The sequence below is a fragment of the Caulobacter segnis genome, assembly GCF_029543125.1.
Classification (GTDB): Bacteria; Pseudomonadota; Alphaproteobacteria; order Caulobacterales; family Caulobacteraceae; genus Caulobacter; species Caulobacter segnis_D.
Map to the genome: position 1 here is coordinate 222,019 of NZ_JARQWW010000005.1, position 13,639 is coordinate 235,657.

10 protein-coding genes are annotated in these 13,639 nt (G+C 66.3%); 6 read left to right on the forward strand and 4 right to left on the reverse strand.

Going from position 1 to position 13,639, the window contains the following annotated elements:
• Positions 1 to 41: 41 nt before the first annotated feature.
• The gene (locus tag P7B02_RS15985) at positions 42 to 3,017 is read right to left on the reverse strand and encodes a TonB-dependent receptor domain-containing protein (RefSeq protein ID WP_277787346.1); all 2,976 of its coding nucleotides are present in this window, start codon (positions 3,015 to 3,017) and stop codon (positions 42 to 44) included.
• Between the two features lie 182 nt (positions 3,018 to 3,199).
• On the reverse strand, positions 3,200 to 4,345 hold the full coding sequence (locus P7B02_RS15990; protein ID WP_277787347.1) for a pyridoxal phosphate-dependent aminotransferase: 1,146 nt from the start codon (positions 4,343 to 4,345) through the stop codon (positions 3,200 to 3,202).
• Positions 4,346 to 4,510: 165 nt separating this feature from the next.
• On the opposite strand from P7B02_RS15990, the gene P7B02_RS15995 reads away from it, so the two are divergent.
• From P7B02_RS15995 to P7B02_RS16005, 3 genes are all read left to right on the forward strand, one after another.
• Positions 4,511 to 4,993, forward strand: a complete 483-nt coding sequence (locus P7B02_RS15995; protein ID WP_277787348.1) for an Lrp/AsnC family transcriptional regulator — start codon at positions 4,511 to 4,513, stop codon at positions 4,991 to 4,993.
• Between the two features lie 114 nt (positions 4,994 to 5,107).
• Positions 5,108 to 6,352 carry an aminotransferase class V-fold PLP-dependent enzyme gene (locus P7B02_RS16000; RefSeq protein WP_277787349.1) on the forward strand — a complete coding sequence of 415 codons (1,245 nt, stop codon included), beginning with the start codon at positions 5,108 to 5,110 and terminating at the stop codon, positions 6,350 to 6,352.
• Positions 6,349 to 7,902, forward strand: coding sequence for a S10 family peptidase (locus P7B02_RS16005; RefSeq protein WP_277787350.1), 1,554 nt, complete (start codon positions 6,349 to 6,351; stop codon positions 7,900 to 7,902). Before P7B02_RS16000 ends, P7B02_RS16005 begins: the two co-directional genes overlap by 4 nt.
• Before the next feature lie 21 nt (positions 7,903 to 7,923).
• Here P7B02_RS16005 and ilvD read toward each other — a convergent pair whose 3' ends face one another.
• Entirely contained in the window at positions 7,924 to 9,774 is a 1,851-nt protein-coding gene (gene ilvD, locus P7B02_RS16010; protein WP_277787351.1) for a dihydroxy-acid dehydratase, read from the reverse strand.
• A gap of 94 nt (positions 9,775 to 9,868) precedes the next feature.
• Here ilvD and P7B02_RS16015 point away from each other — a divergent pair, with 94 nt between their 5' ends.
• Entirely contained in the window at positions 9,869 to 10,771 is a 903-nt protein-coding gene (locus P7B02_RS16015; protein ID WP_347276658.1) for a LysR family transcriptional regulator, read from the forward strand.
• Here the strand turns inward: P7B02_RS16015 and P7B02_RS16020 are convergent, their stop codons facing one another.
• On the reverse strand, positions 10,772 to 11,479 hold the full coding sequence (locus P7B02_RS16020; protein WP_277787352.1) for a hypothetical protein: 708 nt from the start codon (positions 11,477 to 11,479) through the stop codon (positions 10,772 to 10,774).
• Positions 11,480 to 11,605: 126 nt separating this feature from the next.
• On the opposite strand from P7B02_RS16020, the gene P7B02_RS16025 reads away from it, so the two are divergent.
• Both P7B02_RS16025 and P7B02_RS16030 read left to right on the forward strand, forming a co-directional pair.
• On the forward strand, positions 11,606 to 12,283 hold the full coding sequence (locus P7B02_RS16025; protein WP_277787353.1) for a response regulator transcription factor: 678 nt from the start codon (positions 11,606 to 11,608) through the stop codon (positions 12,281 to 12,283).
• On the forward strand, positions 12,280 to 13,614 hold the full coding sequence (locus P7B02_RS16030) for an ATP-binding protein (protein WP_277787354.1): 1,335 nt from the start codon (positions 12,280 to 12,282) through the stop codon (positions 13,612 to 13,614). Before P7B02_RS16025 ends, P7B02_RS16030 begins: the two co-directional genes overlap by 4 nt.
• Positions 13,615 to 13,639 lie beyond the last annotated feature (25 nt).

A 13,639-nucleotide genomic window follows, 5' to 3' on the forward strand; every position in this document is an offset into this window, starting at 1 on the left:
CGGATAGTCCGGGCCGGACCGTAGCCCGACCCGTAGCAAGCTTAGAAGCTGGCTTTCAGGCCGACGAAGTAGCGGCGGCCCAGGATGTCGCCGTAGCTGCGCGTCGGGAACGACGGCTCCTCGTCAGTCAGGTTGGTGACCCCGCCCCGGATCGTATAGTTCCGGAAGTCGTAGGAAGCGGCCACGTTGTGGCGCAGGTTTTCCTTCACGTTCGGGGTCGGCCAGTTCTCGATGGTCGAGGTGGCGTTGAACTTCACCGCCGACAGATAGTTGGCCGTATAGGTGAAGCGGAACGGCCCCTTGCGGTAGCGCATGTCGAACTTGGCCGACAGGTCCGGAGACGGGCCAAAGTCGGTGGTCGAGGACGTATTGTCGATCCGCGTGCGGTCGACGCCGGTCACCGACATCTCATACTTCTCGATGCGCGTGGCTTCGAGATTCAACTCCAGTTCGCCCAGATCGCGGTCGCCGAAGTAGCGGCCGATCGGGAAGGCGTAGTTGACGTTGTAGACCTCGCCGCGGAACGTGATGCTGCCCGCATTGAAGGTGGTCCGCAGGGCCGTCAGCGTGTTGCCCTGGGCGTCACGCGTGAAGGTGCTGCAGATGTCGGCCGGCTGCGGCGAGCTGTCGTAGCAGGTCGACATGAAGCTTTCCGGCGAGAAGGCCGAAAGGCCATCCGTCAGGTCCACCTCGATGCGGTCGGCGACAATGCTCAGGCCCGGGATGAAGGTCGGCTGGAACACGAACCCGAACGTCCAGGTCTTGGAGACCTCGTTGCGCAGGTCGGGATTGCCGCCCGTCGTCACGTTGGCGACGCTGAAGTTCTCCGCCTGATTCTGGAACGTCGACAGCGGACCGTAGCCGGGGTTGGCGGCGAACAGGGCCTGGCAGTTAGCCAGACGCACCGACGGGTTCGGGCCGTTGGCGATCCGGTCCGCGTCGCAGGGGTCAAAGCCGGTGTTGCTGAGAGCTGTGCGTTGCGGCGCGAACAATTGCTCCAGCGTGGGAGCGCGGAAGTTGCGGCTGCGCGAGACGCGAGCGGTCAGGCCCTGGAAAATCTCCCAGCGGCCGCCCAGGCCCCAGATGTCCTCCGTGCCGGCGATCGAGTGATCGACACGGCGGAAGGCGCCGTTCAGTTCAACCGAGCGGGCGAACGGCAGGCTGAAGTCGCCGCCCAGGACGGGCACCAGGATTTCGCCCGAGAGCTCGTCGGTGTTGTACTTGCCGCTCGTGGCCGCCGTAGGCACCTGCGAGCCGATCAGGCCCAACCGGTTGGCGGTCATGGGCTTGAACTTAGCCTCTTCCGAGCGGTGCTCGTAAGCGGCGCTGAACTGCACGGCGCCGGCCGGCAGGTTGAAGAGGTCGCCGCCGATGGTGGCCAGGAAATCGCCTTGGGTGTTGAGGTATTCCTCCCCAGCTCGGATCGTCGAGTAAGCGCGCGCTTCCGGCGACACGTTGCCCACGCCGAACGGATTGATCGGGGCGCAGTTGGGGTCGTCGTTGGCGGTCGTCGCGTCAGCGTTGATGCCGCAGACGATGGCGCCCGCGCTGTTGCGAACGGCGTTGATCGCGTTGTTGAAGCGCGCGGTATAGACGCCGTAGCCCTCTTCCTCGCCCGCCGTCTGGGCGAGGCTGTAGGACAGGCTCCAGTAGAAGTTGCGATCAGCGTAGTCGAAGTCGCCTTCCAGCGAGAGCGCCGCCCGCACCGTGTCGGTGCGCGAGATGACCTCACGGGTCGGCAGAAGGTCGGTCCAGAACTTGGACAGGGTCAGCGGCGCGCCTGCTGGGCCAAGCACCGCGGTCACGGCCGGAGACAGGTAAGGGTTTGTGCGCGAGACGCTGATGGCGCCCGAACCGCTGGCGGCGTTGTTCAGGACCGTGTTGCTGGCCTGATTGCCGTAGGGATCACGGCCTTCGACGCGCGACACGAAGAACTCGCCCGACAGCTTGACGCGGTCGGTGAGGTCGTAGTGGCCGATCGCCGTGCCGTTCCAGCGCTCGACGCCGGTGAACAGCGCAGCGAGCTCCTGGTAGGGATTGCCGTCGCCGCCGCTGGTGAAAGGCGGGACGTTCGGGTTTTTCAGGGTGCCGATGTCATAGGCGATCAGGCCCGTGCCGGCGGCGTTGAACTGCTGCGGAATCCCGTTGACGCGATAGATCGAGCTGGCGAACGGCGGGCCCGGATTGAACAGCACGCCGTTGGCGTTGAAGCTCACAAAGCGCGAGTTCAGGTTCTCGATCAGCGAAGGAATGCCGTCCGAATTGCTCGTGTTGGCCGGATTGTTGACGTTCACGCGGCCCAGGTTGGAGCGCGGACGGTCATAGTCGAGCAGCGAGTCCGTCTTGGACCACTCGAAATTGAACGCCACGTTGCCGCGATCGTCGGCGAAGTTGCGGCCGCCGGTGACGCGCACGCTCGGCGTCTCATAATCGTTGCGCGAAGAGATGCCGTACTGGAGGTCGACCTCCAGACCTTCGAAGTCGTCACGCAGGATGTAGTTGACCACCCCGGCGATGGCGTCCGAGCCGTAGACGGCGGCGCCGCCCGCCTGGGCGACTTCGACGCGGGCGATAAGGCCCGCCGGGATGACGTTGGTGTCGACCGTCTGGTCGCCCAGGCCCGAGGACGAGGTCACCATGCGGCGGCCGTTGACCAGGGTCAGGGTGCGCCCGGCGCCGAGACCGAAGAGGTTTGGAAACTGCTGGCCGTTGCCCGCCGCCGAGCCGCTGCCGGCGGCCATGGCGAATTGCGGCATGTTGGCCGTCAGTTCGTTGAGCGCCTGGCCGACCTGGATGAAACCACGGTCCTGCATCGCCTGTGCGTCGATCACCGCGACCGGAGCCTCGGTCGTGGTTTCGGCGCGACGAATGCGCGAGCCGGTGACGACGATTTCTTCGATCGCCACATCATCCGCCGCCTGAGCGAAGGCGGATTGAACCGGCACGGCGGAAAGCACGCCGGCGCCGACCATCATCGTAGAAGCGCAGAGCCAACCGCGCATAGAAAAACGCTTCATGCTTTATCCCCCAAAGCTACAGAACCGCGACTACCCCAGACCCCCGTCTGTGCGGTTTTTGGCCTTCAACTAGACTAGTCCAACGACCACGGATTTTCTTTGCGTTGTGGCCGCTCTCTCCTCACCGTCGCAAATTGGTCATGCAAGCGGATGGCCCGAGACGCATGACCTATGCGCATTCCTCAGCCCCGACCGCTTAGGGCTTGCGCCAATCGCGCCAGCCCTCGATCCAAGGCTTCAACGTCGCCGCCCATGCCGATGCGGATGTGCCCCGGCAGGCCGAAGAACTCCCCCGGCGCCACGAGCAGGCGATGCTCATCCCACAGCCGCTCCGACAGGGCCAGGGTGTCGTCAACGTCGATCACGCGCGGGAAATACATGCAGCCATACGGCGGCAGATCGCCCTCGATCAGCCCGGCTGAGATCATGTCGCGCGCATGGCGCTCCACAACCGATCGCGCCGCGCCCAAGGCTGATCGCCAATGCGCGTCGAACGGCGCCAGATCCTCCAGAACCAGCGCGGCGACCGCATGAGTCAGCTTGGAGACCGCCAGGTCGCCCTGAGAATTCGCCGCCTCGATACGCGCGATGTTCTCCCGCGAGGCCGTCAGCCAACCGCAGCGCAGCGTGAAAAGCCCGTGAACCTTGGAAAGACTGTTGGCGACGATGAACTGTCGCCCCATGGGCAGGAACGCCTGCGAACCGATGAAGTCAGCATAGACGGCGTCGACGACAACCGGGACCCCTGCCCGTTCGGCCACCTCGCCGATCCTGGCGAGAACCTCCGGCTGCAAGGCGACGCCTGACGGATTGTGCAGCTGGGTCAGAAGGATCAGGCGGGTGTCCCGGCGAATGGCCGCCGCCAGCGCATCCGGATCGACCGAGAAATCCGGTGCGCGTCGCGGCAGATCGTCGACGATCGCTCCGGCCTCACGGACCAGCGTGGAAAGAAGATCAAAACCCGGCGTCTCGACGAGAACGCGCTCGCCCGGACGGACGAAGGCGCGGATCGCCATGGCGATGGCGCTGGTGGCGCTGCTTGCGCTGATGACTTGATCCGGCTCGACGCCATAACGCTTGGCGACGGCCGCGGTGACGAAGCTGTTGCCCGACGAGAAGACGCTCTCATAGCGATCCGTGATCGGCTGGGCGAAGGCGCGACGGACCACGCCCGCCAGCAATTCCGTGGGCTCGCGGATCGTGGAGTCGAAGAGGATGATTGCTTCGGACTCTTCAGCGGCGCGCGTCAGGGCGGTGCGGACCCACCGAGGGTAGCTTTGTCCAGGCGCGGTCGCGGCGCGTTGCGCCCGCACGTTCGAGACTGTCAAAGCCGCCGCCCCCTATGCTCACTGCCTGTGTGGCGACCAAAGAACGCTCGTCACGACACCACAGCGATCGTAATCCGTCGGACTGGATTTTCTTGTCTTTGTCCTGCTTGACGCGGAGCGATTGCGCATCCGCTATGCACGAGTAACAAGAAACGGACATAAGCTATGTCGGCGAAACTCGACGCCATCGACCTGCGCATCCTCACCCTCATGCAGCGCGACGCCTCCATGTCGACGGCGGAGCTGGCCGAACGTGTAGGCCTTTCGCAGTCACCCTGCTGGCGGCGGATTCAGCGCCTGCGCGAGGATGGCTACATCACCTCCGTGGTCGCCATCGTCGATCCACGGAAGCTCGGCTTCACCATGCAGATCTTCGCTCAGGTGAAGATGACGACCCTGACCGAGAAGGAGCGGGCCGACTTCTACCGTCAGGTCGAGAACATCCCCGAGATTCTCGAGTGCTGGACGGTCTTCGGCGAGATGGACGCCATGATGAAGATTCTGGCCCCCGACGTGGTCTGGTACCAGGATTTCGTCTTCGCGGTGCTGCTGAAGCTGCCTGGGGTGGTGGATGTAAGATCCATCGTCACCCTCGCCGAATCCAAGAGCACCACGGCCGTGCCGCTCAAGGCGCGTCAATTCCGCTGACACGGCGGAGCTTCGCCGAACTGCATAAATCATTCGCTGAGGACGCGCGGCCGCGCTCTCAACGAAAGGACAATTCGAGGCGCCGCCGATAGGCTTTCGGCGCTAGGAGGCCTGATGACGTTCACCCGACGCGCCCTGATCGCGGCAGCCGCCGCAGGCCCTATGGTCGCCGAAAAGGCCGCCGCCCTGGCGCCCGCGGCCTCGCCCTTGCCGGCCAAGGCCGCCTTCGCAGCCATGCCCTATGTCTATCTGGACGCCGGCTCGACCCACCCCATGCCGCTGGGCGCCCGCGCGGCCCTTGAAGGCTACCTGCGCTACAAGACCCGCGCCGCCGACGCGCCCGAACTCGACATGGGAGCCAAGGAACGCAACGTCCTGGCGACTTTCGGCGCGCTGGTCGGCGCGGCGCCGGACGAACTCAGCATCGTGCAGTCGACGACCATGGGCGAGAACCTCGTCCTGCAGGCCCTCGGCTACCCGGACGAGAAAGCACGCATCGTCACCGACGCCCTGCACTTCTTCGGCTCGTTCTACACCTATGGCGAGATGAAGCGCCTCGGCGTCGACGTCGTGACCCTGCGCATGACGCGTGACGGACGGATCGACATGGACCAGATGGCCGCCGCCGTGACCACCGGCACGCGCCTAGTGTCGATCAGCGCCGTCTCGACCACCAACGGCTTCGAACACGATCTCAAGAAGGTCTGCGACATCGCCCACGCCAAGGGCGCTTATGTCTATGTGGACCTGGCCCACGCGGCGGGGGCAGTGCCGGTGGACCTGCGCGCCGCCGGCGTCGATTTCGCGGCGACCTCTTCCTACAAGTGGCTGATGGGCGATTTCGGCCTCGGCTTCCTCTATGTGCGCAAGGAAGTGCAGTCGAAGATCAAGCGCCCCTGGTGGGGCTATCACCAGATCGGCCGCTTCCAGAGCCACGTGTTCCCATATGACGCCCCGGGTGAATCTGTCGCCGACTACGCCGCCCGCCCCGACGCGACCGGCGTGTTCGCCATGGGCACCACGTCATGGACCGGCGTCGTGCAGCTCGACCAAACCTTGCCCTGGATTCAGTCCATCGGGGTCGAGCGGATTCAGGCCTGGCGGCAGCCGCTGATCGACACGGTTCAGACCGAACTGCGCCAGCGCGGCTACGAGCCTCTGACGCCGCAAGACAGCCGCACGCCCCTCGTCGCCTTCGCTCTGAAGGACGCGCGCGCCAAGCTGGCCGAGCCCCTGTCCAAGGGGGCGGTGCGCATGACCGTCTCGCAAAACCGCTTCCGCGTCTCGGTGGCGATCTTCAACGATATGAATGACATCGACCGACTTTTGAACGTCCTGCCGAAAGCTCCGCCCGCATGAACCGCATCCTGCTTGGCGCTCTGTGCCTGTTGGCCGCCAGCCCCGCCCTCGCTCAGTCCGAGCCGCCGATTCAGCTGGCCGTCTCACAGACCGCCAACCAACCGACCGCCAAACCCGCGCCGCCGCAACGGTTTGTCACCAAGCATCGCACGACCATCCGCGGTCGGAAGATCGACTACACGGCCACGGCCGGTGAAATCTACCTGACCACGCTGTCCGGCGAACCGACCGCCAGCATCTTCAGCTTCGCCTACGTCAAGGACGGCCCGCGCGATCTCAATCGCCCGGTGATGTTCGTGTTCAACGGCGGGCCTGGCTCGTCATCGCTGTGGCTGCACATGGGCGTAGTGGGTCCGCGCCGGGTCGTCCTCGACCGCGAGGTCAACCCCAGCAACGTCCCGCCCTTCGGCGTCGCCGACAATCCCGACAGCCTGCTGGACGTCGCCGACCTGGTGTTCATCGATCCAGTCGGCACCGGCTTCAGCCGCGCCGTAGGCTCCGGCAAGGCCGAGGACTTCTGGGGCGTGGATCAGGACGCCGACTCCGTGGCCCAGTTCATCGAGCTCTGGCTGACCGAGAACGGCCGCTGGACCTCGCCGAAATTCATCATGGGCGAGAGCTATGGCAGCGTCCGCGCCGCCCTGATGCCACGCGCCCTGATGGGCGGCCCAACCTATCTGGGCATGATGCGCGGCATCACCGTCAACGGCATCGTCCTGCTGGGCACCACCCTCGAGAGCCGCGACGGCCCGCCGAAGCCGGAGGCCGCCTTTACCTCCGCCGCCAACGACCTGACCGCCCAGGCGGCGACGGCGTGGGCCCATGGCCGCACGGCGCATCAAGGCAAGACCCTGGCCGACTTCCAGGCCGAGGTGGATCGTTTCGCCGCCGGTGAATACGAGGACGCCCTGCGCCGCAATGCGGCCTCTCCCCTGCCCCCGGCCGAGCGCCAGGCCTTGGTCGCCAAACTCAGCGGCTACACCGGCCTGCCGGCCGACGCCTATGCTCAGGATCTGAAGGTCCCCACGGGCCTGTTCGCCCGCCGGCTGCTGGCTGACAAGGGACTCAGCGTCGGCCTCTATGACGGCCGCTACACCTTGCCGACCAAGGGCTCCGGCAATGAGCCGGTGGCGGATGATCCCGCCATGGGGCGCTACGTGCCGGGCTTCGTCGCCGCGTTCCACCAGATGCTGCATGACGATCTGAAGGTCGGCATGGAGCGGCCCTACGGCGCCATCGTCTGGCGGGACCTGCTGTCCAAATGGAAATGGAGCCGCGCCCAGGTGCCGCAAGGCCAGAGCTTCGCGGTGGATATCGCCACGGCGATGCGCCGCAACGAACGCCTCCAGGTGCTTGTGGCCTCCGGCAGCTACGATCTGGTGACCACGCCCGCCGCCGCACGCCGCAGCCTGCAGGCGGCCGACCTGCCGACGGACCGCGTCACCTTCCGGGACTATCCGTCGGGCCACATGCTCTATCTGGGCGACACGGCCGCCGCGTTTTCGGACGACGTGCGCGCTCTGATCCAGCGGACAAGCGGCGCAAACTGATCGCGCCGCTGCTTCTCTCGCCTATCGTTCGAGCTGGCTGATGTCGCGGACCGCGCCCTTGGCGGCATTGGTGGTCATGGCGGCGTAGGCCCGCAGGGCCGGACTGACCTCACGCTTGCGGTCCAGCGGCTTCCAGGCGCCCGAGCCGCGCGCGAGCATGGCCGCGCGACGCTCGGCGAGAACCCCGTCCGAAACCTCAAGATTGATGCCGCGATTGGGGATGTCGATCAGGATCGAGTCCCCCGTCTCCACCAGAGCGATCAGGCCGCCTTCGCCCGCTTCCGGCGACACGTGGCCGATCGACAGGCCCGAGGTGCCGCCCGAGAAGCGACCATCGGTGATCAGGGCGCAGGCCGCGCCAAGACCCTTCGATTTCAGATAGGTGGTCGGATAGAGCATCTCCTGCATGCCCGGCCCGCCCTTGGGCCCCTCATAGCGGATGACCACCACCTCGCCGGCCTTCACCTGGCCGCCCAGGATGCCGCTGACGGCGGTCTCCTGGCTTTCGAACACACGCGCAGTGCCGCGGAAGGTCAGGATGGATTCGTCCACCCCGGCGGTCTTCACGATGCAGCCTTCCGGCGCGAGGTTGCCGAACAGGACCGCCAGTCCGCCGTCCTTGGAGAACGGGTGCTCGACAGAGCGGATGACGCCCTTCTCGCGGTCCAGATCCAGCTCCTCCCAGCGCGCCGCCTGGCTGAAGGCGACCTGGGTCGGCTTGCCGCCCGGCGCGGCTCGGAAGAACTCATGAGCCGTTGCGCTGTTGGTGCGTCCGATGTCCCAGCGGGCCAGGGCCTCGGCCATGGTCGTGGCGTGAACGGTAGGCTGGCTGGTGTCGATCAAACCGCCCTTCTCCAGCTCGCCCAGGATCGCCATGACGCCGCCGGCGCGGTGGACGTCCTCCATGTGGACGTCGCTCTTGGCGGGCGCGACCTTCGACAGACACGGCACCTTGCGCGACAGGCGGTCGATGTCCTCCATCTTGAAGTCGACCCCGCCTTCCTGAGCCGCCGCCAGCAGGTGCAGCACCGTGTTGGTGGAGCCGCCCATGGCGATGTCCAGGCTCATGGCGTTCTCGAACGCTTCACGCGTGGCGATGCCGCGCGGCAGGGCCGTGGGGTCCTCCTGCTCGTACCAGCGCTGGCAGAGGTCGACGACCAGACGGCCGGCTTCCTTGAACAGCGCCTCGCGGTCAGCGTGGGTCGCCAGGACCGAGCCGTTGCCCGGCAGCGACAGGCCCAGCGCCTCGGTCAGGCAGTTCATGGAGTTGGCGGTGAACATGCCCGAGCACGAGCCGCAGGTCGGGCAAGCCGCCTTCTCGATCGCGGCGACTTCCTCGTCCGTGTACTTGTCGTCGGCGGCGACGACCATGGCGTCGACCAGGTCCAGCGCACGGATCGCGCCCTTCACCTGCACCTTGCCGGCCTCCATCGGCCCGCCGGAGACGAACACCACCGGGATGTTCAGACGCATGGCGGCCATCAGCATGCCGGGCGTGATCTTGTCGCAATTGGAGATGCAGACGATGGCGTCGGCGCAGTGCGCGTTGACCATGTACTCGACGCTGTCGGCGATCAGCTCGCGGCTAGGCAGCGAGTACAGCATCCCGCCGTGACCCATGGCGATGCCGTCATCCACGGCGATGGTGTTGAACTCCTTGGCCACGCCCCCGGCCGCCTCGATCTCGCGCGCGACGAGCTGACCCAGGTCCTTCAGGTGGACGTGACCCGGGACGAACTGGGTGAAGCTGTTGGCGACGGCGATGATCGGCTTGCCGAAGTCCTCGTCCTTCATGCCCGTGGCGCGCCACAGGCCCCGGGCGCCAGCCATGTTGCGGCCGTGGGTGGAGGTTCTCGAACGATAGGCGGGCATCAGTCTGGTTCCGGCACGATTAAGCGGCGACGGATGCCTGACTTAAAAGCCTTTGTGAAATATATTATTCAGCAACAACAAGGTCGCCGCATAGATGACAATCGAAACCCGCCAACTCCGGCACTTCGCCGCCGTCGCCGACACGCTACACTTCGGACGGGCGGCCGAGCGCCTCGGCATGACCCAGCCGCCGCTCAGCCAATCGGTGATGGCGCTGGAGAAGACACTGGGCGTGGCGCTTTTCATCCGGACCAAACGCAGCGTCCGGCTGTCTCCTTTCGGCGAGCAATGGCTGCCCCAGGTTCGGGCCGCCCTGGCGACGCTGGACGCCCTGCCCGACAGCGCGCACCGTTTGCGCAGCGGCCTCAGCGGCCATCTGTCGCTATCTTTCGTCAGCACCGCCGACTACAGCGTCCTGCCCGATCTGGTCCGGCGCTATGCCGAGGCGTTCCCGGATGTGGAGATTCGTCTCGTCGAGGCGACCAGCGATGTCCAGATCCCGGCGATCCTGGCCGGCGAACGGCACGTCGGCATCATCATCCCGCCACATAGCCAAGGCTTGCCGGACACCCTCGCCTATCGACAGCTGGTGTCGGAGCCGCTGATCGCCGCCGTCCCCGCCGCCTGGATCGAGGATGGAAGACTGGCCGTGGAGAACGACGTGCTGGCGCCGCAAGCGCTGACCGCCGCGCCGCTTATCCTGTTCCCCAGAACCGTGGCGCCCGCTTTCCACGATCTCGTCACCGGCTATTTCAAGACCCAAGGGCGCCCCGCACGGATCGTGCAGGAGGCCATCCAGATGCAGACCATCATCAGCTTGGTCTCGGCCGGCCTGGGCGTCGCCCTGGTGCCGGCGTCCCTGCGCAACCTGGCGCGGGCGGGGGTCCGCTATGTGGACATCAAGGACCCGCCGATGCTCGAGACGGGTCTGGTCTGGCGGCGCGACGACGACACCCCCACCCTGCGCGAAATGCTGCAGATCGTGGACGTCGCCTGATCAGAACTCCTTGATCAGGCGCAGCCCTGCCCGGGGTCGCCAGACCTCGCCGTCGGCCTTCACCGCGCCCACGCCGGCCTGGACGTTCAGTCCTTCAGCGAGCTTCTGGTGGATCTGCGGCATGAGCAGCGCGTAGCGGTCGGCGCCGGTGCGGAGATTGAACTCCAGACCGAGGGTCGTGGTCTCCGACGCATCGTAGAAGGTCGTGTGGTTGAAGATGAAGTTGCTGCCTTCATCCCCGTCGATCGTCACATCGCCGATCCCCACCATGCTCATGGTGCTGAAGCGCTCTCCGAAACGATGGCCGATGAGATAGAGGGCCGTGTTCTCCCAGCGACGGCTCTCACGGTTGTAGAGCCCCAGATACTGGATCCCGTGGACGCCCCGACCGCCGTTGAAAGTCCCCAGCGTGCCCTGAAGGCCCATCTTGTAGTCGGTGATCGTCCGGTTCTCGATGGGAAGCTCGAACTCGATCGCCATGCCCTGTGCGAAGGCGATCTCGATCTCTGGCGCCCATTCGACCGCGTCATGACGCCCCGAGAGGTTCCTCTGCGCGAGCGTGTTGACCTCAAGCTCGCCGCGGCTCGCCCCCAACGGCCGCACCATGTCGAACACCATCGGCTCGGGAATGTGCGGATAGGCGTCGGCCCGCGCACACAGCGGAGAGAGGCTCACCAGAAGAGCGAAGAAGGCGGTATAGGATCGCATGGTCGGCGGGTCATCCGGTTGCGCCTGGACCGTTCGTCGCGATGAAGCCGCGCACGCCGGCCCGGGCTGGGTTGGCCGCCCGCAAGACCGCAGCCTGGATTACGGCGTCCTTACAGTGGAGGGGTCATGCGTTTGCTGATCGTCGAGGACCATGACGAACTGGCCGAGCTGATCATAGGACGGCTCGAACAGGCGGGGTTCCCGAGCGATCATGTGGCCAGTGCGGAGGACGCCAGGCTTCTGATCGACGGCGGCGACTATGCCGGCCTGCTGCTGGACCTTGGGCTTCCCGATGGCGACGGGATCGACCTGCTGGAGTGGCTGCGCGGGCGGAACAAGACGCTGCCTGTGCTGATCCTGACCGCGCGCTCGGCCCTTCGTGACCGGATCGCCGGCCTGGACGCCGGCGCCGACGACTATCTAGGCAAGCCCTTCGCCACGGACGAACTGATCGCCCGCGTCAGGGCGCTGATGCGGCGAGCGACGGCGGGCGGCGCCGCTACGTTGACCTGCGGCCGGTTGACCTATGACGCCGCTGCGCGCCTTGCCCAGGTCGGTGACGCCCCGCTCAGCCTGTCACGGAGGGAAGCCCAACTTCTGGAGCTTCTGCTGCGCCATCGCGACAAGGTCGTGCGCAAGACGCAGATCGAGACCCTGTTCTTCGGCTTCGGCGAAGAGTTCTCATCCAACGCGGTGGAGGTCGGGGTCCACCGGCTGCGCAAGCGGCTCGACCAGCTGGAGGCCGGGGTCGAGGTCGTCACCATGCGGGGTGTCGGCTATCTGCTTCGCGAGCAGGCCGCATGATCCGGGGGCGCTCCATCCTATCAAGGGTCCTGCTGCTGCACGCCTGCGCGACGCTGGTGACCGCCATCGTCGTGGCGGCGGGGGTCTGGATTCTGCTGGAGACGACCAGCGAACGGCTGCAACGCCAGACGCTCTCGGCCTATGGCGAGACCTTGAAGACCGGACTGCGCGGCGAGCGTGGGCGCTGGGCGCTGACCGACCAGGCGCGCCACGCCCTGCATGGCGGCGGCGACAGCTTCACCTTCGGTCTGTTGGAGAACGGCCGCCTCGTCAGCATCGGGGACCTGGCGAGCCCCCCGCCCCTGCGCATGCCGACCGACGGCCAGGCGGCCTTCTTCGAGCGGGTGCAAGGCGCCAAGCTCTATTCCGGGCTCAGTGCGCCTTTGGACGGACGGCCAAACCTCCGTGTCGTGGTCGTCCAGGACCTTGACCACCCGGACGTCATCTTCGACGACGTGATCACCCAGGTGCTGCTGGTGGCGGCGCTGCTGATCCTGGTGCTGCTCGGCCTGCAGCTCGCCATCGACGTCTGGATCGTGCGACGCACCTTGGCGCCGGTGCGTCGGGCTTCGGAAGAAGTGGCCGCCATTCATCCTCACGCTCTCGATGCGCGGATCGGCGTGGCGGACCTGCCGGCCGAGGTTCTACCGCTGGGCAATGCATTCAACAGCGCGCTGGACCGCGTCACCGAGGCCTACCGCATCGAGCGTGACTTCGCCGCTGACGCCGCCCATGAACTGCGCACGCCCCTATCGGTCCTGCAGCTCCGCGCCGAGGATGCAGCCGATCCCGCGCTGCGCGAACGCCTTCTCGCCCAGATCGGACACATCCGGAACATCGTCGAAAGACTTCTGCTGATCGCCGAGATCGACGCCAACACCCCCTCCCCCTCCGCGCGCGTCGAACTGAGGCAAGTGGTCGAGGAACGGGTGGCGGCGATCACGTCGTTGGCCCTGGCCAAGAGCCAGTCCATCACGGTCGCCGGAGTGGAGCATGCGGTCGTGTCCGGCGAGGCCGAGCGCGTGGCGCGCGCGATCGACGCCCTGCTGGAAAATGCTGTTCTGCACACCCCGGCGGGCACATCCATCGAGCTCGAGGTGACCTCGAACGCGATCCACGTCAGCGACGACGGACCGGGTGTCGGCGATGTTTCGCAGGCCGACCTCTTCCGCCGCTTCTGGCGCGGCCATCGGCAAAGCGGTGACGGCTCAGGCTTGGGCCTGTCCATTGCAGCGCGGATCATGGAGCAGTTAGGCGGGACGGCCAGCGTCAGCCAGCGCAGGCGCGGCGTCACGTTCTCACTGACCTTCCCGAAAAGCCGGGAAAGCTGACGGCGTCGGCGCGCTAAGCACGCCG

What these genes read in the sequence shown, in the direction of transcription:
- P7B02_RS15985 (WP_277787346.1), bottom strand. Translation starts at nt 3,017, where the DNA reads ATGAAGCGTTTTTCTATGCGCGGTTGGCTCTGCGCTTCTACGATGATG.
- P7B02_RS15995 (WP_277787348.1), top strand. Translation starts at nt 4,511, where the DNA reads ATGTCGGCGAAACTCGACGCCATCGACCTGCGCATCCTCACCCTCATG.
- P7B02_RS16000 (WP_277787349.1), top strand. Translation starts at nt 5,108, where the DNA reads ATGACGTTCACCCGACGCGCCCTGATCGCGGCAGCCGCCGCAGGCCCT.
- P7B02_RS16005 (WP_277787350.1), top strand. Translation starts at nt 6,349, where the DNA reads ATGAACCGCATCCTGCTTGGCGCTCTGTGCCTGTTGGCCGCCAGCCCC.
- ilvD (WP_277787351.1), bottom strand. Translation starts at nt 9,774, where the DNA reads ATGCCCGCCTATCGTTCGAGAACCTCCACCCACGGCCGCAACATGGCT.
- P7B02_RS16015 (WP_347276658.1), top strand. Translation starts at nt 9,869, where the DNA reads ATGACAATCGAAACCCGCCAACTCCGGCACTTCGCCGCCGTCGCCGAC.
- P7B02_RS16020 (WP_277787352.1), bottom strand. Translation starts at nt 11,479, where the DNA reads ATGCGATCCTATACCGCCTTCTTCGCTCTTCTGGTGAGCCTCTCTCCG.
- P7B02_RS16025 (WP_277787353.1), top strand. Translation starts at nt 11,606, where the DNA reads ATGCGTTTGCTGATCGTCGAGGACCATGACGAACTGGCCGAGCTGATC.
- P7B02_RS16030 (WP_277787354.1), top strand. Translation starts at nt 12,280, where the DNA reads ATGATCCGGGGGCGCTCCATCCTATCAAGGGTCCTGCTGCTGCACGCC.